The following is a 20940-nucleotide window of genomic DNA, read 5'->3' as shown; positions in this document are numbered from 1 at the left end:
CGAACCACCCAGGAGAGATCTCGTGACCACAGCCACGCCCCGCGCCGTCCTGCTCGCCGCGCTCGGTCTCGGCGCGCTGACCGCGCTCACCGCGTGCGGCGGCAAGGAGACGCCCGCCGCCGCCGGTTCCATCGCGGTCGAGGCGGGCGACGACACGTGCAAGGTCTCGCGCACCACCGCCGAGGCCGGCAACGTGACGTTCGAGGTCGCCAACAAGGGCAGCAAGATCACGGAGTTCTACGTCTACGGCGAGGGCGACCGCATCCTCGGCGAGGTGGAGAACGTCGGCCCCGGCCTCAACCGGCGGCTGATCGTGGAACTGCCGCAGGCCGGCAAGTTCCAGACCGCCTGCAAGCCGGGCATGGTCGGCAACGGCATCCGGGGCGAGTTCACCGTGACCGGCGGCGCAGGCAAGTCGACCGACACCAACGCCGAGCTCGCCGGCGCGACCAAGAGCTACCAGCAGTTCGTCGCGAACCAGACCGACGCCCTCGAACAGCAGACGGCGGCGTTCGTCGACGCCGTCAAGGCCGGCAAGGTCGAGGACGCGAAGAAGCTGTACGCGCCGACCCGCGTGTTCTACGAGCGCGTCGAGCCGGTCGCGGAGAAGTTCGGCGACCTCGACCCCGCCGTGGACGCCCGCGAGGCCGACGTGCAGCCCGGCGAGAAGTTCACCGGCTTCCACCGCCTGGAGAAGGACCTCTGGGTCACCGGCCTCCAGGCCGACAGCGCCGCCATCGCCGACAAGCTGCTCGCCGACACCAAGGAGCTGATCGGCAAGGTCAAGGGCATCGACCTGACCGCGCTCGACCTGGCCAACGGCGCCAAGAGCCTGCTCGACGAGGTCGCGACCAAGAAGGTCACCGGCGAGGAGGAGACCTTCTCGCACACCGACCTGTGGGACTTCCGCGCCAACCTGGACGGCTCCAAGGCCGCCATCGCCGCGCTGCGCCCGGTGGTCGAGCAGCGGGACAAGGCCCTGGTGTCCACTTTGGACGACAAGTTCGCCGCCGTCGACAGGCTGCTGGAGAAGTACCGCAGCGGCGACGGCTACACGCTCTACACCGAGCTGTCCGCCGACCAGGTCAAGGAGTTGGCCGCCTCGGTCGACGCGCTCGGCGAGCCGCTGAGCAAGGTCGCCGGAGTGGTGGCCACCAAGTGACCGAGACCGGTATCGACGGCCAGGTGACCGACACCAACGGCGCCAGGGTTTCCCGGCGCAGGCTGTTCGGCCTTGCCGGGGCGGGCGCCGCGCTGGCAGGGGCCGGCGCGGTCGCCGGGGTCGCCGCCGACCGCGCGTTGGCCGCGCCGACCCAGGCCGCGCCCGCCGCGCCCGCGCCGGTGCCCTTCCGCGGCGAGCACCAGGCCGGCATCACCACCCCGGCGCAGGACCGGATGCACTTCGTGGCGTTCGACATCACCACGGACCGCCGCGAGGACGTCATCGCGTTGCTGCGCAAGTGGACCGCAGCGGCCGAGCGGATGACTCAGGGCAGGGAGGCCGAGGAGAACGGCGCGGTCGGCGGGGCCGCCGAGGCTCCCCCGGCCGACACCGGCGAGGCGCTCGACCTGTCCGCCGCCGGGCTCACCCTCACCATCGGCTTCGGGCCAGGACTGTTCGACGGGCGCTTCGGCCTCGCCGACCGCCGCCCGCCCGCGCTGGCCGACCTGCCCAAGTTCCCCAAGGACGCCCTCGACCCGGCCCGCAGCGGCGGCGACCTCTGCGTCCAGGCGTGCGCGAACGACCCGCAGGTCGCCGTGCACGCGGTGCGCAACCTCGCCAGGATCGGGTTCGGCACGGTCGCGGTCCGCTGGTCCCAGCTCGGCTTCGGGCGGACGTCCTCGACCTCGCGCAGCCAGGTCACGCCGCGCAACATGTTCGGCTTCAAGGACGGCACCAACAACCTCAAGGCCGAGGACACCGACGCGCTGCGCGAGCACGTGTGGGTGCGGCGCGGCGACGGCCCCGACTGGATGGCGGGCGGCAGCTACCTGGTCGCCAGGCGGATCAGGATGCACATCGAGACCTGGGACCGGGAGACGCTGGCCGGCCAGGAGGCGATCATCGGCAGGAAGAAGGGCAACGGCGCGCCGCTCGGCCAGGTCGAGGAGTTCGACCAGGTCGACCTGCACGTGCGTGGCGCGGGCGGCGAGGCGCTGATCAAGGACGACGCGCACATCCGGCTCGCCTCCGCCGAGGCGCTCGGCGGCGTGCGGATCCTGCGGCGCGGCTACAACTTCACCGACGGCTCCGACGGGCTCGGCCACCTCGACGCCGGCCTGTTCTTCGTCTGCTTCAACCGCGACCCGCGCACGCAGTTCGTGCCGATGCAGCAGGCGCTGTCCAGCAAGGACTCGATGATGGAGTACGTGCAGCACAACGGTTCCGCGCTGTTCGCCTGCCCGCCGGGCGTCCGCGACGGCGGCTACTGGGGCGAGACTCTGTTCTCGTGAAGGCCGTGCTTTCCGACGGAATCCTGCGAGGGCACGGGCGGCTGATCGGTTCGAGCTGATCGACGCCGCCCTGGACCGTGGGCGGAGTTCAGCCTTGAACGAGGCGGTCGACCGCGCCGCCGTCGACCGACACGTTGTCCCGATGGTTGCCCCGCCAGTTGCCGAGAGCCGGAACAACCGCGATCTGCTGGCCGTGCGTCAACGGGACGGGACAGAGGCACGTGGCGTGGTTGTGGTTGTTGGCAGCCTGGATGCCACCCTCGTCGAATGTCTGGACGTTGTCGTCGGCCAGAGCAGGCGTGGTGGTGATCAGCGCTACGCCCGTGGCAGCGAAGACGGCGGTCGCGATGCGTGATGGTTTGAACACGAGCAGCAATCTAACGGCTGACGCAGGGCGAATCATCCGTTCTCACCCGATCAAGCGGCCCGCCTTGCCTCGATCGAGGTCAAGGCGGGCCGCCCACTAGTCACCAGCCCATAAGCAGTCAGCTCACGGACGGGACCTCGGGCGCCGACGCCGCGGGCCGCTCGGCCAGCGCCTCCAGCGCCATCCGCACCGCCGTGTCCAACTGCGGATCGGCCCCGGCCGCCCAGTCCCGGGGCGAGACGACGACCTCCACGTCCGGGTCGACGCCGTGGTTCTCCACGCCCCAGCCCTGTCCCTCCAGCCACAGCGCGTACCTGGGCTGGGTGACCTCCGTGCCGTCCACCAACGAGTAGCGGCTGTCGATGCCGACCACGCCGCCCCAGGTGCGGGTGCCGACCACCGGGCCGATGCCCATCGCCTTGATCGCGGCGGTCACCACGTCGCCGTCGGAGGCCGAGTACTCGTCGGCGACCGCGACGATCGGCCCGCGCGGCGCGTCCTGCGGGTAGCTGGCCGCGTCCCGGTGCCCCCTGATCCGATCCCAGCCGACGATCCGCCGCGCCAGCTTCTCGATCACCAGCTGCGAGGTGTGCCCGCCCCGGTTGTCCCGGACGTCCACCACCAGTGCCTCGCGCTGCAACTCCAGCCGCAGGTCCCGGTGCAGCTGCGCCCAGCCGACGGCGGTCATGTCCGGCACGTGCAGGTAGCCGACCTTCCCGTCGGACCGCTCGTGCACGTGCGCCCGCCTGCCGGCGACCCAGGCGTGGTAGCGCAGCTGTTCCTCGTCGGCCAGCGGCACCACCACGACGTGCCTCGGCTCGCCGCCCGCCGCCGGCAGCACGGTCAGCTCGACCGGCTTGCCCGCGGTGCCGGCCAGCAGCGCGGCGGGGCCGGTCGTGGTGTCGACCGGTCGGCCGTTCACCGCGAGCAGCGCGTCCCCGGCCCGGACCGCGACGCCCGGCGCGGCCAGCGGCGAGCGGGCGTTCGGGTCGGAGGTCTCGCCGGGGATCACGGTCGCGATCCGCCACACGCCGGCGTCGTCGCGGACCAAGTCGGCACCGAGCAGCCCGTGCCGGCGCGCCGGGTCGGTCCACCGGCCGGGCGGAACGACGTAGGCGTGCGAGGTGCCGAGCTCGCCCTGCACCTCCCAGAGCAGGTCGACCAGGTCGTCGTGGCTGCCGAGCCGGTCGAGCAGCGGGCGGTAGCGGTCGAGCACGCCAGCCCAGTCCAGCCCGCCCATGTCGGCCCGCCAGTAGTGGTCCCGCATCAGCCTGCCGGTCTCCGCGTAGGACTGCCGCCACTCGGCAGGCGGGTCGACGGTGACGCGGATCCTGGTCAGGTCGATCTTGGTGGTGTCCGCCGGGTCGTCGTCGCCGGACACCTTGCTGTCGGCCGGCAGCACCCGCAGCGCGCCGCCGTCGCGGACGACGATCCGCTTGCCGTCGCCGGAGACCCACACCTCGTCGACGCCGTCCACCAGTTCCTCGGTGCGGCGCTTGGTCAGGTCGAAGCGTTCGAGCACCGCGCGCGGCGGCTCGTCGCCCGGCTTGGCGAGCCCGTCGCCGAGCGTGCCGGTCAGCGGTTCGCGCAGCCACAGCACGCCGCCCTTGGCCGCGAGCAGCGCGGAGTACCTGGCGGCCGGCACCGGGAACACCACGACGCGGTCGGCGAGGCCGTCCAGGTCGACTACGGTGGCCGGCGGGCCCGCGTCCTCGTCCTTGCCCTTGCCGGCGTCGCCAGTCGACTTCGGCTCCTCGTCCTCGTCCCCGACCGGGCGACCCTGCCGGAGCGGGTCGAACGGGGACGGGGTGAGGGCGGCCAGCGGCACCAGGCAGGGCCGGCAGCCGGTCGGGAAGGACAGGTCGAACACGTGCGCGTCGTAGACCGGGTCGAAGCTGCGCACCGACAGGAACGCCAGGTGCTTGCCGTCGACGGTGAACACCGGGTCGAAGTCGGCGAACCGCACCGGCGTGACGTCCACAATGGATAGATCGGTGGTGTTGGCCATCCTGATGTGCCGCAACGGGTGCGGGCCGGGGTGCGCCCAGGCCAGCCACGCGGAGTCCGGCGAGAACGCCAGGCCAGCGACCTCCCCGTTCGCCGACCTCGTCACCTCGCGGACCTCGCCGGACTCGACCTCGACCAGCAGCAGCCTGCCGTCGTGGCTGGCCACGGCGACGCGCCTGCCGTCCGGCGACGCGCGCACCTCGAGCACCCTGCCGAGCTGCCCGACCGCGAGCCTGCGCGGCACGCCGCCGAGCTCGATCCCGTTGACCGGCGCGAACTCCAGCGCGTCCTCGCCGTCGGCGTCGGTCACCCAGCCGACCTGCCCTGACTCGCGGAGCACCAACGGCAGCCTGGCCCGCACGCCCGGCCGCGCGGCCAGCGCCCGCGCCGGGCCGTCCCGGTGGGTCAGCCAGTGCACGGTGCCGCGCACGCAGACCGCGCTGGCCCGCCCGGTGTGGTCGGGCGCGACGTCGTCGAGGTTGGCGGACGCGGACACCGGATGCGGCTGGCGGGTGGCGCGCGGGCCGCCGAGCCGGAGGTCCAGCCTGCGGGGTGCGGCGTCTGCGGTGTCCAGGCCGTCGAGCAGCCACAGGTCCCCGGCGTGCTGGTAGACCACGCGGCTGCCGTCGGTGCTGGCGACGCGCGCGTAGAACGGCTGGTCGGTGTGCCGCCGCAGGTCGGTGCCGTCGGGCAGCACGGAGTAGACGCTGCCGACGCCGTCGTGGTCGGACAGGAACGCGATCCGGCCGCCGACCCACATCGGCGCGGTCAGCGAGGCGGTCAGCTCCGGCAGGATCCGGCGGAACTCGCCGGCGCCCTCGGTGTCCACCCACAGCTTGCCTGCGGTGCCGCCCCGGTAGCGCTTCCACCACGCCGGGTCGATGCCGTACGCGGTCGCGGTCACCACCTGGCCGTCGGGTCCGAAGCCGATGTCACCGACCAGCCCGTAGGGCAGCCGCGTGCTGGGGCCGCCGTCGGTCGGCACGGCGTAGGCGAAGCGGTGCCTGGTCGAGGACGCGCCCGCCGAGGTGAGCGCCAGCACGTCGCCGCCCGGGGTCCAGCCGCCGACCTTGGTGGCGCGGCTGCCCCAGTTCGTCGGCGAGCCCCAGTTGGTGAGCCTGCGGCTCGGGCCGCCGTCGATGCCGGCGACGTGCACCTCGGAGGTGCCGTCCCTGGTGCTGGTCCAGGCGAGTTGCGTACCGTCCGGCGAGATCCTGGGGAACATGGGCGGCACCTGGTCGGCGGACACCCGCCAGGCCCTGCCGCCCTCGATCGGGGCGAGCCACACGTCGTCCTCGGCGACGAAGGTGACGAGGTCGCCGTGCAGGTGCGGGAAGCGGAAGTACGCGGAGTCGGTCACCACACCGACGTTAGCCGCCGGGCCCGACGCAATCGCGGAGATAACCGCCAAGATCGCGACCGGCGTAGCGGCCACCCCGGCGAACCCTCTACCGCGTCAGGACTCGTAGAACTGCCGCCACTCCTGCGCGGTGAGCTTCGCCGGATCGAGCGCCGCATCGCGCGCGGCGCGCTCGGCGGCGCGGACCGCGTCGGCGAACCGCCGCGACACGGCCCGCAGCTCCGCCTCGGGGTCCTCGCCGGCCAGCTTGGCCAGCGCGGCGACCGCGAACAGCGTGCTGCCGGTGTCCGTGCCGTCCGGCAGCAGGTCGACCGGGAAGCCGGCCCGCCCGACGCGCTGGGTCAGCTTGGCCGCCAGCGCCACGGCGGGCTGACCGAGCGCGACGCCGTCCACGCTCGACTCGCGGCGCTTCTCGATCTGCTTGAGCTCCTCCCAGCGGTGTGCCTGGGAAGCCGCGTCCCGGACGCCCGACGAAGCACGCTGCTCGGTCGAGGCGGCGTTCAGTCCGGCATCGTTGCCCTGGAACACATGCGGGTGCCGGCCGACGAGCTTGGCCACCAGCTCGGCGGCGACGTCGTCCACGGTGAACGGGTCCCCGCCGTCCTCTGCGGCCACCCGCGCGTGGAACAGCACCTGGAGCAGCACGTCGCCGAGCTCCTCCCGGATCGCCGCGCGGTCGCCGTCCTCGATTGCCTCCAGCAGCTCGAAGGTCTCCTCGACCAGGTACTGGCGCAGCGAGTCGTGCGTCTGCTCCGCGTCCCACGGGCAGCCGCCGGGCGACCGCAGCCGGTCCATCACGGCGACCGCGTCGAGCAGCCGCGACCCGGCGGGCTCCGGGGTCTCCAGCACCGGCGCGCCCGCCGCAACGAGCGCGACCGAGGTCGGCTCGGCGAGGTCGCTGGTCACCAGCACCACCGGGATGCCGGTGCCCATCTTCACCAGGATGTCCGGCGGCGGCAGCCAGTCCTTCGCGCCGAGCACCGTCCACACGTCCCGTGGCAGCTCGGCGCTGGCGAACACCCCGGACGCGCCGATCAGGAACGGCATCGCGACGGCCGGCAGCACGCCGTCGAGCCGCGAGCTGAGCAGCACCACGGCACAGCCGGGCACCAGTGGTTCTGAAGAGGTCACGGAGCCATCGTACGAACCGGCGGCAGCACGACGACGGTCTTCTCCTCGTCGCTGTGCGCCAACGCCAGCGCGCCGCTGTCCCACACGCCGTAGCGCGGGTTGATCCTGACGCCGATGTCGTCGGCGAGCGACTGGAGCACCCTGGTGCCGATGATCAGGCCGGCCCGCTCGGGGTCGAGCTGCTTGCTGACGGTGGACATGTCGACCGTGGAGTTCGTGTCGCGCTTGCGCACGTACGCCACGATCCAGCCCGCGTTCTGCTGCGACGGCGCGAAGGCGACGACGGTGCCCGGCCGGACGCCCAGCAGCGGGCTCATGTCCTGGCCGTCCTGCCCCGTCTGCGAGTTCTGCGCGATCTGGGCGATCTGGGCCGCGGTGACGCTCGTGCCGAGCCTGGCGCCGAAGCCCTGCTGGGTCGCGGCGGAACTCGCGTCGGCCTTGACGATCTCGGCCATCTTGGCCGGATCCGCCGCGATCTTCTTCGCCTTGTCCTGCGCCTCGCCCGGCGAGGCTGCGGAGGTGTAGTCGACGACGACCGACAGCTTCGTGAGGTACTTGAGGCCGAGCGCCTCCCGCACCAGCTGGTCGCGGACCACGCCGGGCACGGCGGCCGCGTCGAAGGTCCGTCCCTTCGCGATGGCGTCCGCGCCGCCGTTGTCGTCGATCAGCTTGGTGACGTCGGCGTCGTTGACGTTGATTCCCTCGCGCTTCGCGGCGATCTGCGTCAGCTCGTGCAGCACCCGCTGCGCCACGATGGTGCGGGACTGCTGGTCCAGCTTGTGCTGTTGCAGCTCCTGCTGTCCCTGCGGCTCCTTGGCCACATAGGAGTCGATCTGCTGCTGGATGACGTCGACCGGGATCACCGTGTCGCCGACGATCGCGGCGGCGCCGATCTGGCTCGGGCCCGACCCGCAGCCGGCGAGCAGCACCCCGGTCGTCGCGACGACCGCGCCGAGCAGCGTGACCCGGCGGCGTCGGCGGGCGGACACAGGAACCTTGGAGTGCAGCTCAGTGCTCACGGCTGCCTACCCTCTCACGAAGTGGTGACGGCGGTCACGGGTGTCCCGGCAAGTGAATCAAGGAACTTCGCGCACCAGTCCAGCAGATCCACATCGCGCAGCTGCGGTGCGCCCATTCGGCCGCCGGCGGCGCCCTCGGTGGGCCGGGGCACCGACACGGTGTTCGTGGCCGCCTTGTGCACCGCCTTCGGGAACAGCCGCCGCATCCTGACCAGCTGGGAGTCCCGCAGGTCCAGCGGCGCGAACCGGATCGTGCTGCCCTGGGTGGCCACCTCGGTCACGCCGTGCCGGCGGCAGGCCTGCCGGAACGCGGCCACCGCGAGCAGGTGCTCGACCGGCCTCGGCGGGGCGCCGTAGCGGTCGGTCAGCTCGTCGCGGACGGCGGTCAGCGCGTCGGCGTCGGTGGCGGCCGCGATCTTGCGGTAGGCCTCCAGCCGCAGCCGCTCGCCCGGCACGTAGTCGTGCGGGATGTGCGCGTCGACCGGCAGCTCGACCCGGACCTCGGCCACGTCCTCCTCGTCATCGGAGTCGCTGCCGAGCTTGCGGAACGCCTCGACGGCCTCGCCGACCAGCCGCACGTAGAGGTCGAAGCCGACGCCGGCGATGTGCCCGGACTGCTCCGCGCCGAGGATGTTGCCCGCGCCGCGGATCTCCAGGTCCTTCATGGCCACGGCCATGCCGGCGCCGAGCTCGGTGTTCTGCGCGATGGTGGCGAGCCGGTCGTGCGCGTGCTCGGTGAGCGGGCTCTCCGGCGGGTACAGGAAGTAGGCGTAGCCGCGTTCCCTGCCCCGGCCGACCCGGCCGCGCAGCTGGTGCAGCTGGGCGAGGCCGAGCAGGTCGCCGCGCTCGACGATGAGGGTGTTGGCGTTGGAGATGTCCAGGCCGGTCTCCACGATCGTCGTGCAGACCAGCACGTCGTGCTCGCGCTCCCAGTAGCCCTGGATGACCTTCTCCAGCCGGTCCTCGTTCATCTGGCCGTGCGCGGTCACCACCCGCGCCTCCGGCACCAGCTCGCGGATCCGGCGGGCCGCCTTCTCGATCGTGGAGACCCTGTTGTGCACGAAGAAGACCTGGCCGTCGCGCAGCAGCTCGCGGCGGATGGCCGCGCCGACCTGCTTCTCGTCGTAGCCGCCGACGTAGGTCAGGATCGGGTGCCGCTCCTCGGGCGGGGTGAGGATGGTCGACATCTCCCTGATGCCGGCCAGGCTCATCTCCAGGGTCCTCGGGATCGGCGTCGCCGACATGGTCAGCACGTCGACGTGCGTGCGCAGCGCCTTGATGTGCTCCTTGTGCTCGACGCCGAACCGCTGCTCCTCGTCGACGATGACCAGGCCGAGGTCCTTGTACCGGATGCCGGTCTGGAGCAGGCGGTGCGTGCCGATCACGATGTCCACGTCGCCGTCGACGAGGCCAGCGAGGACCTGCTCGGACTCGCCGGGGTCGGTGAACCGGGACAGGCCGCGGACGTTGACCGGGAAGGCCCGCATCCGCTCGGTGAAGGTGTTCAGGTGCTGCTGGGCGAGCAGCGTGGTCGGCACCAGCACCACCACCTGCTTGCCGTCCTGCACGGCCTTGAACGCGGCGCGCACCGCGATCTCGGTCTTGCCGTAGCCGACGTCGCCGCAGATCACCCGGTCCATCGGCACCGAGCGCTCCATGTCGCCCTTGACGTCGTCGATGGCGGCGAGCTGGTCGTTGGTCTCGGTGAACGGGAAGGCGTCCTCCAGCTCGCGCTGCCACGGGGTGTCGGTCGCGAAGGCGTGCCCAGGGGCGGCCTGCCGCGCGGCGTAGAGCTGCACGAGTTCGGCGGCGATCTGCTTGACCGCCTTGCGCGCCTTGGCCTTGGTGTTCTTCCAGTCCGAGCCGCCGAGCTTGTTCAGCGTCGGCAGTTCGCCGCCGACGTAGCGGGAGACCTCGTCGAGCTGGTCGGTCGGCACGAACAGTCGGTCGCCGGGCTGGCCCCGCTTGCTCGACCCGTACTCGAGCACCAGGTACTCGCGGGTGGCCTGCGCGCCCGCGGTGTCCTTGGTGGTGCGCTGCACCATCTCCACGTACCGGCCGATGCCGTGCTGCTCGTGCACGACGTAGTCGCCAGCGCGCAGCGCGAGCGGGTCGACCGCGTTGCGCCGCTTGGACGGCATCCGCCGCATGTCCTTTGTGGACGTTCCGTGCCGGCCGCCGGTGAGGTCGGTCTCGGTCAGCACCACCAGGGCCAGCCCTGGGATGGCGAAGCCGTCCTCAAGCGAGCCGCGCGCCACGGTCACGGTGCCGGCGGCCGGCGGCTCGGTCAGCCCGTGCTCGGCGAGCGTCGAGGGCACCTCGGCGTCGCGGAGCTGTTCGGCGGCGCGCTGCGCGGTGCCGGCGCCGGGCACGACGAGCACGGCGGAGCCGCCGGTCGAGGTGTGCGCGCGCAGGTCGGCGAACGCGCGGTCGATGTCGCCCCGGTATGCCTCCACGGGCGTGAGGTCCAGGCGCAGCGCGGCGCCGCCCTCGGTGGTGAGCTGGCTGAGCGTCCACCATGGACGGCCGGTGGCCTGCGCGTGCTCGGCGACCTCGGCGAGGCCGCGGTAGGCCGAGGCACCGAGGTCGATCGGGGCCTTGCCGCCGCCGGCCGCGGCCATCCAGGAGGCCTCCAGGAACTCCTGCCCGGTGCGCACCAGGTCGCCAGCGCGGGCGCGGATCTTCTCGGGGTCGGCGAGCAGCACGTGCGTGCCGGCGGGGACGACGTCGGTGAGGAGTTGCAGTTCTCCGTGGCACAGCGCGGGAATCAGGGCTTCCATGCCCTCGACCGGGATGCCGCCGGCGAGCTTGTCCAGCATCTCGGCGAGCTGCGCGTCGGCCTGATGCTGCGGGCCGAGCGCGGCGGCACGAGCCCGGACGGCGTCGGTGAGCAGCAGCTCGCGGCACGGGGTCGCGACGAACTCGCCAACCTCGCCGGGCAGCGATCGTTGGTCGGCGACGGCGAAGGCGCGGATCTCGCTGACCTCGTCGCCCCAGAACTCGACGCGGAGCGCGTGTTCCTCGGTCGGCGGGAAGATGTCCAGGATGCCGCCGCGAACCGCGAACTCGCCGCGCTTCTCGACCATGTCGACGCGCAGGTAGGCCAGCTCCGCGAGCCGTTCGACGAGTTCCACGAAGTCGTGCTCGACGCCGACCGCGAGCCGCACCGGCGTGAGTTCCCCGAGCCCGGGGGCCATCGGCTGGATGAGGCTGCGCACCGTGGCGACGACGACCTTGAGCGGCCGACCTTCCTCGGAGTGCGCGAGCCTGCGCAGCACGGAGAGCCGGGTGCCCACGGTGTCCGCGCGGGGCGAGAGCCGCTCGTGCGGCAGGGTCTCCCAGGAGGGGAAGTTCGCGACGGTGTCCTTGCCGAGCAGGTCGGCGAGGTCGGAGGTCAGCTCGTCGGCCTCGCGGCCGGTGGCCGTGACGACGAGGACGGGACGGTCGGCGCCGCCCGGCGCGGCGAGGGCGGCGACAACCAGCGCGCGGCCGGCGGGCGGCCCCTCGATCTCGAGGGTGGGCGAGTCGGCCGCTGCGGTGATCTCGCGGAGGACCGGGTCGGGCAGGACGGCGGTGAGCAGGCCGGAGAGCGGGCCGGGCTGGGTCACGAATGAATCCCCTTCGCGGCAAACACGGGCAGACCCCTGCCCGGGACGAGCCGTCCGGGGAGGGGTTCTCGCGACCAGCCTACGTGCCGGGTGCGGCCGACACCGACCGACTTAATCAGTGCCGGGTGCGCCGGACCGACACCTCAGCCCAACTTGCGATTTTTTCGATTTCACGCAACCATCAGTGCTACCAGCGTGACACCGATCAACGGGGGTAGAGCGATGACCACGATGGTCGACAGACCAGTTCTCCCGCCCAGCGATCCGGCCGAGCGTGTCGAACTGGACGAACTTGCAACGCTGCTCACCGCCTCCCCTGGCGGCGCGGCGCTGGTCGCGCCCGATGGGACATCGGTCCATCTGCCGCCGGCCGTACACGAAGTGCTCACACAGGTGATCACCGCGATGCGGGCCGGACGGGCGATAACGGTCGCGCCGTTGGCGCAGCGCCTGACTACCCAGGAGGCCGCCGATCTACTCGGCGTCAGCCGCCCCACGCTGGTCAAGCTGCTCGAGGACGGCAAGATCCCGTTCGAGCAACCAGGCCGGCACCGTCGAATCCGACTCGACGACCTCCTCGCCTACCGCGATCGGCGCCGCCAGGAACGCGGAAACGCACTCGACGAACTCGTCCGCCAGACCGAAACACTCGACCTGTACGACGACGAGACGCCCGGAGACGGGTAGCGGCACTCATGTACAAGGTCGTGTTGGACGCCTGCGTCCTGTTCCCCAGCGTCCTTCGAGACACGCTGCTCAGCATTGCGGAACAGGAGCTGTTCCACCCTCAGTGGTCCGAGCAGATTCTCGACGAGGTCCGCCGCAGCGTGATCGCGAAACGGAACGTCGATCCCATCGCGTTCGACCGGACTCTGGCCCTGATGAACAACTCGTTCGACGGTGCCGTGGTGGAGAACTGGAAGCACCTCGTCGACGGACTGAAGCTTCCAGATCCCGATGACCGACATGTGCTCGCCGCAGCAATCGCAGGCGGTTCCCAGACGATCGTGACCTTCAATCTGGTCGATTTTCCCACCGGACTGCTCGAGCCGCACCACATCGACGCGGTTCATCCCGACGCGTTCCTGCTTGACCAACTGGACCTCGCGCCGGCCAGAGTGCTCGGCGCACTCGCCAAGCAGGCACGACGGTTTCGAAACCCAGCCATGGACCTCAGCGGGCTACTGGCCCGCCTCGAACGCTGCGGCGTTCCCGAATTCACCGACGAGGTCCGCCGCATGGCACTGTGACCACGTCAGCTCCGACCGGCTCAGTCCTCCAGCCCGGTCAGGACGCCAGTCTGGATCATCCAGCCGAGGCGGTCGCTCACCGCCCGGATCTCGGTGATCATGCCGTCCGCCAGCGTGAACACCATGATCAGCTCGGTGTCGAAGCTCCGACCGGTCGGCTGCGGCATCCGGGGGTGCGCCCCGGACAGGACGCCCCGTTGCCGCACCCGCGCGACCACGCGGTCGTTCTCGGCGATCAGCTCCTCGACGATCATCCCCCACGGGTTCAGCGCCGCCAGCTGCTGACGGATGCCGTCGAAGGCCGCGCCGGGCTCGTCCGCTTCGCCGTACACGATCTTGTTGTGGTCAACCACATCGGCGGCCATGAACTCGCCGAGGCGGTCGGGCTCGCGGTCGTTGATCACCCGAATGAACCCGGTGATGACGGCCTTGTTGACCTCGATCGTGGACTGCGTCGCGACGGTCATCTCCACACCTTTCTTACGCCGTAAGTCCGGACGTGCTCAGTATTAGACTTACGGCGTAAGAAAGGCAAGAGCTCAGAGGTCGGCGAGGCGGGCGAGGCCGCCGAGGAAGCCGGGGCTGTGCGGGGCGAGCGCGGCGCGCATGGCACACTGCCAGGCCAGCGCGACCTTCCACAGCAGGAAACCCGGACTGTCGCCAGGGCCGTCCCACTCCGACATCGGCCGACTCATATCCCGGCGGATGCCGCAGCCATCGCGACGGAGAGCTAGCTGCGGGAACGCAGCCGGGGCTTGTGCTCCATGTGCGACAGCCCGAGCCACGCCAGGTTCACCAGGTGCGCGGCCACCTCGTCCTTCTTGGGCTTGCGCACCTCCAGCCACCACTGGCCGGTCAGCGCCACCATGCCGACCAGGGCCTGGCTGTACAGCGCCGCGAGCTTGCGGTCGTAGCCCTGCCTGGCGAAGTGCAGCCCGAGGATGTGCTCGACCTGGCTGGCGATGTCGTTGAGGAGACTGGAGAACGTGCCCGTCGCGCTCGCCACCGGCGAGTCGCGCACGAGGATCCGGAACCCGTCCGCGGAGCCCTCGATGTAGTCGAGCAGCGCGCACGCGGCCTGTTCGAGCAGCTCGCGCGGGTGCCCGCCGGACAGCGCCGACACGATGTGGTTCATCAGGTACTGCATCTCCCGGTCGACCACGACCGCGTAGATGCCTTCCTTGCCACCGAAGTGCTCGTAGACCACCGGCTTGCTCACGCCGGCCCGGTGCGCGATCTCCTCGATCGAGGTGGCGTCGAAGCCCTTCTCCGCGAACAGCGCCCTCGCCACGTCGAGCAGCTGTTCCCGCCGCTCCTTGCCCGTCATCCGAACCCGGACCCGGACCGAGGGCGCCGGCCCGTCAACCTCATCGCCTCGGGCTGTCCGTCCCCGCCGTCGCACCGCCACCTACCGAACCCTATGCCCCTCGCGACCAGCCCAAAGACGGCACCCTCGGCGCGCGGAACGCGCCGAGGGATACGTCGTGGTCATGACACCGCTCACGCGGACGCGCTGATCCTGGCCAGTCGCGCCTGCGTCGGCCACCGCACGTTGTCGACCCAGCCGAACTTCTCGAAGATCCAGATCAACCGCGCCGAGATGTCCAGCTGCCCGCGCTGGACGCCGTGCCGCGCGCAGGTCGGGTCGGCGTGGTGCAGGTTGTGCCACGACTCGCCGAAGGACAGGAGCGCCAGCGGCCAGAAGTTCGCCGACTTGTCCCGCGCCGCGAACGGCCGGTCGCCGATCATGTGGCAGATCGAGTTCACCGACCACGTCACGTGGTGCAGGACGGCGACCCTGACGAAGCCCGCCCAGACGAGCGCGGACAGCGCGCCGGCCCAGGACATCGTGACCAGGCCACCGATCGCGGCCGGCAGCAGCAGGCTGACGACGGTCCACAGGATGAAGCTGTTCTCCACCATGCGGAGGTCCTTGTCCGCGACCATGTCCGGGGCGAAGCGCTCCTTGTTGGTCTTGTCCCGCTCGAACAGCCAGCCCATGTGCGCGTGCCAGAAGCCCTTGGCCAGCGCGTACGGCGAGGAGCCGAAGGCCCACGGCGAGTGCGGGTCGCCCTCCTTGTCGGAGAACGCGTGGTGCCGCCGGTGGTCGGCGACCCAGGTGATCACCGGGCCCTGCAACGCGATGCTGCCGCAGATCGCGAGCAGCACCCGCAGCCAGCGCTTGGCCTTGAACGAGCCGTGCGTGAAGTACCGGTGGTAGCCCACCGTGACGCCGAGGCCGCTGATTCCGTAGAAGACCACCGCCAGCCCGACGTCGAGCCAGCTCAGTCCCCACCCCCAGGCAAACGGAATCGAGGCGATCAACGCCAGGAACGGCACGATGACGAAGACGTACACGGCGATCTGCGAGGCAAGGCCGCGCTGGCCGTCGGTGATCGGCTTGGGGCCATTCTGCGGGCCCGGCGTCGAGGGCCTTTCCAGCGTTGCGGTCATACGTGCGTGTCCCTCTGCTCCGGGGGTGTTTTGCCTGCAAGCTACGGCTACGGAACCGTAACTTACGGCAGCGTAGGTTGGGGTTGGCCAATCCGTACAGATGTCAACCGAAAATCACGGCGTGTTCTCAGGAATACGGCGTGTCCGGACCCGGCCGGGTGGCCGCCGAATGAGTGACATGCATCATTACGCCATGGGGACACCTGGGGTTCGGCGGCGGCGCGGCAGGCGGTTCGTTCTGATCACCGTGGTGTCACTGCTCGTGCTCGCCGTCGGCGGCGCGTTCGGCGTCGGCTGGTACTACAGCGGCCAGCTGCTCGACCCGGCCAACGCCCATCCCGGCCTGCCCGACACAGCGCTCGGCGCGGCAGGCACGCCGGACAAGCCGACGGTGCTGCTCGCCGAGTCCGACAACACGAAGATGCCGGGCACCTGGGGCCTGGTGTGGGGCGGCGGCGCCGCGCGCGTCGGCGACGTGGTGTCGCGGTCCGGCGGCCGGGTGGAGCGCGCGATGCTCGACGGGACGCCGCCAGCGCCGAACACCAAGGTGCGGCTGGAGACCAGCGTGTGGACCACCGACCCGAAGGTCGCCTTCGGTCTCGGCTTCGACGAGGTCTCCGTGCGCACCGAACTCGGCGACGCGCCCGCCTGGTTCGTGCCGGCGACCAGGACGGACACCACCTGGGCGATCGCCGTGCACGGCAGGGGCGGCAGCCGCACCGAGACGCTGCGGGCGCTCCCCCAGCTGCACGAGGCCGGCCTGCCCGTGCTCTCGGTGACCTACCGCAACGACCTCGGCGCGCCCGCCTCCCCCGACGGCCTGTTCCACCTCGGCGACACCGAGTGGCACGACCTCGAGGCGGCGGTCCGGTACGCCCAGGACAAGGGCGCCACCCACGTCCTGCTGTACGGCTGGTCGATGGGCGGCGCGATCGTCGGACAGTTCCTTGCGCGGTCCCCGCTCGCCGGCTCGGTGTCGGCGGTGGTGCTGGACGCGCCCGTCACCAGCTGGACGAAGACCCTTGACCTCCAGGCGGCGAACCGGGGCCTGCCCAGCGCGCTCACGCCGGTCGCCGAGCTGGTCTCCGACTGGCGCGCGGACCTGGACTTCGACCGGTTCGACCTGGTGGCGAACCCGCCGGCGACGAAGCCCCCGACGCTGCTGTTCCACGGCACCGCGGACGGCACGGTCCCGGTGCAGGCCTCCCGCGACCTCGCGGCGGCGGCCGATCGGCTGCACTGGCCGCTGCGCTATGTGGAGGTGCCCGGCGCGGCGCACACCGCGGCGTGGAACGTCGACCAGGACGGCTACCGCCGAAATCTCGGTGATTTCCTCACCAGCACCATCGGCGCCCCGACAACCGCCCACTAACCAGTCCCGCTGACCTGCGGAAACACGCTACGTCACGGTTTGATCACGAACCGATGGCCGCCAGTTGAGTGGTGCTGCTGACCATGAAAGGCCGGTCATGACACCATGTCCTGGCGCGGGCGGCACCGTCGCCGCTCGATCCGCCATGGTGTAAAGGCAGCACCTCAGATTTTGGTTCTGATGGTCCAGGTTCGAATCCTGGTGGCGGAGCGGGAGGGCAGGGCCGGCTACGGACCGGCGAGCCCGACGGACATGGAGGTGGAGCCGGCGGTCCCGACCGCCGGCCCCGCGCCCGGCATCCACGACGGGGGGTGTGAGTCGCTGCACGAAGACGCGGTCGACGAGCGAGCCCCCGTGGCGCCGATGCTGCACGAGATGACTGACGTGTGGCTGGCGGCTCGCGCGAGCGAGCTCATCGCCGCCGCGCAGGGCAGCCACCTCACCGAACAGCTCGACATCACCAGCGAGATCGACGCGATCCTCGACGAGGGCCAGCGCAGGGGCGAACCGAGGATCGTCGCCCAGCTGCTCCGCGCCGCCGCCGTCGTGCGGCTCGTCACCCCCGGCCAGGCCGAGGAGTCCGACCCCTTCCTCGACGAGATGCTCGCGCACACCCGCCGGCACGGCCTGCTCGTGCTGGAGGCCGACGCCCGCGCCCTGCGGGGCAGGCGCGCGCTGCTCGGCGGCGCCGAGGACGTCGCGCTGACCGAGATCGCGGGTGGCCTCGCGATGCTCGACGACGAACTGGTCCCCGACCCGGTCCTCGACCAGCGCACCTGGGACCGCACGCTCGCCTCGGCCCTCCAGGACACCGGCCTCGTGCTCACCCAGCTCGGCGTCTACGAGCTGGCCGACCACGTGATGACCCGCGCGCACAACGCCATCCGGGACAGCGCGGGCCCGCACCTGATCTCCGTGCACCTGATCAACCGGGTGCGGCTGCTGGTCGGCTGGGGGCTGCGGCTCGAACGCGTCGGCAGGCTCGACGAGGCCGTCGAGCGCTTCGCCACCGCCTCCGCCATCGCCGACGCCGTCGAGGGCCCCTTCCGCGAGTCGCTGTTCCCCCGCGACGAGTGGCTGCCCGCCGCCGACCAGGAACCGGTGATCGGCGCGGCGCACGCGCTGGCCAGGCCTGGTGTCGAACACCTCGACCGGCTCTGGACGCTGCTCGACTACTCGGTCTACCCGCGCGAGCTGATCATCGTGGCGATCGCGCTGGCCCGCTGCCTGGAACGCGCGGACCGCTGGGAGAACGCGCTGACCGTGCTCGGCGACGCCAGGAGCAAGGTCGAGGAGGACTCCTCCGAGCCGACGCTGATGCTCTGCCTGGTCCGCGAGTACGCCAGGCTGTCCGGCCCGGAGGGCGGCCGGGGCACCATGAGCGCCCTCGAGGAGTACGCCACCGCGCTGGAGTGCGAGCTGTGGGCGCTGCGCGAGTCGCGGCTGGCCACCCTGAACACCCGGCGCGAGCACGAGCGGCTGGCCAGGACGCACGGCGCGTTCATGCAGCAGGCCCTCCAGGATCCGCTGACCGGCCTGCCCAACCGCCGCGCGCTCGACGAGAAGATGGACACCCTGGTCAGCGGGCCGAACACCGAGCCGCTGTCGATCGCGCTGGTCGACCTGGACGGCTTCAAGGGCGTCAACGACCGCTGCTCGCACGCCGAGGGCGACAACGTGCTGCGGGTGATCGCCAGCACGCTGCGGCAGGCGCTGCGCGGCGACGACGTGGTCGCCCGCTACGGCGGCGACGAGTTCGTGGTGCTGCTGCCCGGCGCGCCGCTGGCCGCCGCGGAGGCGGCGCTCGGCAGGGCGGTCGACGCGGTCGCGCGGCTGCCGGAGGACCTGTCCAGGGGCGTGACCCTCTCGGTCGGCGTCGTCTCGCTGCGCCCGCAGGAGTCCGCGGGGCAGGCGCTGTCCCGCGCCGACTCCGCCATGTACCTCGCCAAGCGCGAGGGCGGCAGCCGGGTCGCCGCGGTGGCCGGCGGTGACGTGCTGTGAGCGCGCACACTCGTGAGCAGGGGAAACGGCTCCGCTGCTGGTAACCGGCGGGTGAACACCCGTCCGTGGCGCGCGCGACCGCCCCGTAGGATCGTGTCCTGGCGGGAGCCAGGCCCTCCCGCCGTGGTCAACACCTGACCAGCACGACTCAGCTAGGGAGAGCGCCGATGCTCCAGGGTGGGCACACCCCAGGCTCCGCCAGCCCAGCTTCCACCACCGGACCGGTCAGCACGGTCGTCCTCGCCGCGGGTGAGGGCACCCGCATGCGCTCGAGGACGCCGAAGGTGCTGCACCGGGTCGCCGGGCGCACGCTGGTGGAACACGCGGTGCGGGCGGCTGCGGGGGCCGAACCCGATCACCTCGCGGTGGTCGTCGGCCACGGCAGGGAGACGGTCGCCAAGCACCTCGACGACCTCGCCGGCACGCTGGGACGCAAGGTCACCGTCGCCGTCCAGGAGGAGCAGAAGGGCACCGGGCACGCCGTGTCCTGCGGCCTCGCCGAACTGCCGGCGGGCCTCACCGGCACCGTCCTGGTCAGCTACGGGGACGTGCCGCTGCTGGACGCCGACACGCTGACCGCGCTGCTCGCCGAGCACACCTCGGCCGGCAACGCCGTGACGGTCCTCACCGCCGTGGTCGCCGACCCGACCGGATACGGCCGGGTGCTGCGCGACGCCGACGGCGCGGTGCGGGCGATCGTCGAGCAGAAGGACGCGACCGCGGCCCAGCGTGAGATCACCGAGATCAACTCCGGGGTCTACGCCTTCGACGCGCAGGTGCTCGCCGACGGCCTGTCCCGGCTGTCCACCGACAACGCACAGGGTGAGCTGTACCTCACCGACGTGCTCGGCATCGCCCGCGAGGACGGCCGCCGCGTCGGCGCGCTGATCTGCGGCGACCCGTGGCTGGTCGAGGGCGTCAACGACCGGGTCCAGCTGGCCAGACTCGGCGCCGAGCTGAACCGGCGGCTGGTCGAGCGCTGGATGCGCGAGGGCGTCACCGTCGTCGACCCCGCGTCGGTCTGGCTGGACGCCGACGTGAAGCTCGCCCCCGACGTGCTGATCGAGCCCGGCGTGCAGCTGCGCGGCGGCACGGTCGTCGACGAGGGCGCGGTGCTCGGCCCGGACACCACGCTGACGGGCTGCGTGGTCGGCGCCGGCGCGAAGGTGATCCGCACGCACGGCACCGACTCGGTGATCGGCATCGGCGCGAGCGTCGGGCCGTTCGCCTACCTGCGGCCGGGCTCGCGCCTCGGCGTGAAGAGCAAGATCGGCACCTTCGTCGAGGTGAAGAACTCCGAGATCGGCGACGGGACCAAGGTTCCGCACCTGAGCTACGTCGGCGACGCCACCATCGGCGAGCAGAGCAACATCGGCGCGGCGAGCGTGTTCGTCAACTACGACGGTGTGACGAAGAACCGCACCGTGATCGGTTCGCACGCCAAGACCGGGTCGGACAACATGTTCGTTGCCCCGGTGACCGTCGGGGACGGCGCCTACACCGGGGCCGGCACGGTGGTTCGCCGCGACGTGCCGCCCGGCGCGCTCGCCGTCTCCGGTGGGCCGCAGCGCAACTTCGAGCGCTGGGTGCTCAACCGCCGACCGGGCACCGCGGCCGCAGAGGCCGCCCAACGAGCACTGGCCGCCACAGACGGCCAGGAGAACAGCGAGGTCGACAGCGAGGTCGACAGCGACGGGAAGGACCAGTAGATCGTGGCCCCGAAATCCGGCACTCCCCAGAAGAACCTCATGCTCTTCTCCGGGCGTGCTCATCCCGAGCTCGCTGAGCAGGTGGCCAAGCACCTCGACGTGACGATCACGCCCCAGTCGGCGTACGACTTCGCCAACGGGGAGATCTTCGTCAGGTTCGAGGAGTCGGTGCGCGGCGTCGACGCCTTCGTGATCCAGAGCCACTGCG

At 71.6% G+C, this 20940-nt stretch carries 17 protein-coding genes and 1 tRNA gene; 9 read left to right on the top strand and 9 right to left on the bottom strand.

Annotated features, from left to right (window positions below; genetic code table 11):
* The first annotated feature begins 22 nt into the window (after positions 1 to 22).
* The gene (gene efeO, locus F0L68_RS28010) at positions 23 to 1162 is read left to right on the top strand and encodes an iron uptake system protein EfeO (protein ID WP_149852820.1); all 1140 of its coding nucleotides are present in this window, start codon (positions 23 to 25) and stop codon (positions 1160 to 1162) included.
* A complete protein-coding gene (efeB, locus tag F0L68_RS28005; protein WP_223199190.1) occupies positions 1159 to 2454 on the top strand; it encodes an iron uptake transporter deferrochelatase/peroxidase subunit in 1296 nt (431 codons plus the stop codon). Before efeO ends, efeB begins: the two co-directional genes overlap by 4 nt.
* 88 nt (positions 2455 to 2542) lie before the next feature.
* Here the strand turns inward: efeB and F0L68_RS28000 are convergent, their stop codons facing one another.
* The 5 genes from F0L68_RS28000 to mfd form a co-directional block, all read right to left on the bottom strand.
* Positions 2543 to 2830, bottom strand: a complete 288-nt coding sequence (locus F0L68_RS28000; protein ID WP_223199189.1) for a hypothetical protein — start codon at positions 2828 to 2830, stop codon at positions 2543 to 2545.
* Between the two features lie 109 nt (positions 2831 to 2939).
* Positions 2940 to 6188, bottom strand: a complete 3249-nt coding sequence (locus F0L68_RS27995; protein WP_149852819.1) for a S41 family peptidase — start codon at positions 6186 to 6188, stop codon at positions 2940 to 2942.
* 96 nt (positions 6189 to 6284) lie between these two features.
* Complete coding sequence (locus tag F0L68_RS27990) at positions 6285 to 7319, bottom strand: nucleoside triphosphate pyrophosphohydrolase (protein ID WP_497857328.1); 1035 nt, start codon at positions 7317 to 7319, stop codon at positions 6285 to 6287.
* The gene (locus tag F0L68_RS42710; RefSeq protein WP_188316877.1) at positions 7316 to 8338 is read right to left on the bottom strand and encodes a hypothetical protein; all 1023 of its coding nucleotides are present in this window, start codon (positions 8336 to 8338) and stop codon (positions 7316 to 7318) included. The genes F0L68_RS27990 and F0L68_RS42710 overlap by 4 nt, the downstream gene beginning before the upstream one ends.
* A 14-nt stretch (positions 8339 to 8352) precedes the next feature.
* Positions 8353 to 11946: a transcription-repair coupling factor gene (gene mfd / locus F0L68_RS27980; RefSeq protein ID WP_149852818.1), complete on the bottom strand. Its 3594-nt coding sequence runs from the start codon at positions 11944 to 11946 to the stop codon at positions 8353 to 8355.
* Positions 11947 to 12168: 222 nt separating this feature from the next.
* On the opposite strand from mfd, the gene F0L68_RS27975 reads away from it, so the two are divergent.
* Together F0L68_RS27975 and F0L68_RS27970 are read left to right on the top strand one after the other, a co-directional pair.
* Positions 12169 to 12633 (top strand): helix-turn-helix domain-containing protein, encoded by a 465-nt coding sequence (locus tag F0L68_RS27975; RefSeq protein ID WP_149852817.1) that lies wholly within the window; start codon positions 12169 to 12171, stop codon positions 12631 to 12633.
* A gap of 8 nt (positions 12634 to 12641) precedes the next feature.
* Positions 12642 to 13196, top strand: a complete 555-nt coding sequence (locus F0L68_RS27970; protein WP_149852816.1) for a PIN domain-containing protein — start codon at positions 12642 to 12644, stop codon at positions 13194 to 13196.
* Between the two features lie 20 nt (positions 13197 to 13216).
* Here F0L68_RS27970 and F0L68_RS27965 read toward each other — a convergent pair whose 3' ends face one another.
* The 4 genes from F0L68_RS27965 to F0L68_RS27950 form a co-directional block, all read right to left on the bottom strand.
* Positions 13217 to 13663 (bottom strand): ester cyclase, encoded by a 447-nt coding sequence (locus F0L68_RS27965; RefSeq protein WP_149852815.1) that lies wholly within the window; start codon positions 13661 to 13663, stop codon positions 13217 to 13219.
* A 72-nt stretch (positions 13664 to 13735) separates the two neighbouring features.
* Complete coding sequence (locus tag F0L68_RS27960) at positions 13736 to 13879, bottom strand: hypothetical protein (protein WP_223199188.1); 144 nt, start codon at positions 13877 to 13879, stop codon at positions 13736 to 13738.
* 47 nt (positions 13880 to 13926) lie between these two features.
* On the bottom strand, positions 13927 to 14523 hold the full coding sequence (locus F0L68_RS27955) for a TetR/AcrR family transcriptional regulator (RefSeq protein WP_149852814.1): 597 nt from the start codon (positions 14521 to 14523) through the stop codon (positions 13927 to 13929).
* Positions 14524 to 14696: 173 nt separating this feature from the next.
* Entirely contained in the window at positions 14697 to 15650 is a 954-nt protein-coding gene (locus F0L68_RS27950) for an acyl-CoA desaturase (protein WP_149852813.1), read from the bottom strand.
* 193 nt (positions 15651 to 15843) lie between these two features.
* Between F0L68_RS27950 and F0L68_RS27945 the strand changes: the two genes are divergently transcribed.
* From F0L68_RS27945 to F0L68_RS27925, 5 genes are all read left to right on the top strand, one after another.
* Positions 15844 to 17022 (top strand): alpha/beta hydrolase family protein, encoded by a 1179-nt coding sequence (locus F0L68_RS27945; protein WP_149852812.1) that lies wholly within the window; start codon positions 15844 to 15846, stop codon positions 17020 to 17022.
* 139 nt (positions 17023 to 17161) lie between these two features.
* Positions 17162 to 17232, top strand: a tRNA-Gln gene (locus tag F0L68_RS27940).
* Between the two features lie 153 nt (positions 17233 to 17385).
* Positions 17386 to 19023, top strand: a complete 1638-nt coding sequence (locus F0L68_RS27935; RefSeq protein WP_149852841.1) for a GGDEF domain-containing protein — start codon at positions 17386 to 17388, stop codon at positions 19021 to 19023.
* A gap of 167 nt (positions 19024 to 19190) precedes the next feature.
* Complete coding sequence (gene glmU, locus F0L68_RS27930; protein ID WP_149852811.1) at positions 19191 to 20732, top strand: bifunctional UDP-N-acetylglucosamine diphosphorylase/glucosamine-1-phosphate N-acetyltransferase GlmU; 1542 nt, start codon at positions 19191 to 19193, stop codon at positions 20730 to 20732.
* 3 nt (positions 20733 to 20735) lie between these two features.
* A partial coding sequence (locus F0L68_RS27925; protein ID WP_188316876.1) for a ribose-phosphate pyrophosphokinase-like domain-containing protein occupies positions 20736 to 20940 on the top strand: 205 nt, incomplete at its 3' end.

It is taken from the genome of Solihabitans fulvus (assembly GCF_008386585.1).
GTDB classification, from domain to species: Bacteria; Actinomycetota; Actinomycetes; order Mycobacteriales; family Pseudonocardiaceae; genus Solihabitans; species Solihabitans fulvus.
The sequence above is the reverse complement of the archived record's forward strand: the minus strand, read 5'-3'. Positions and strand labels throughout refer to the sequence as shown.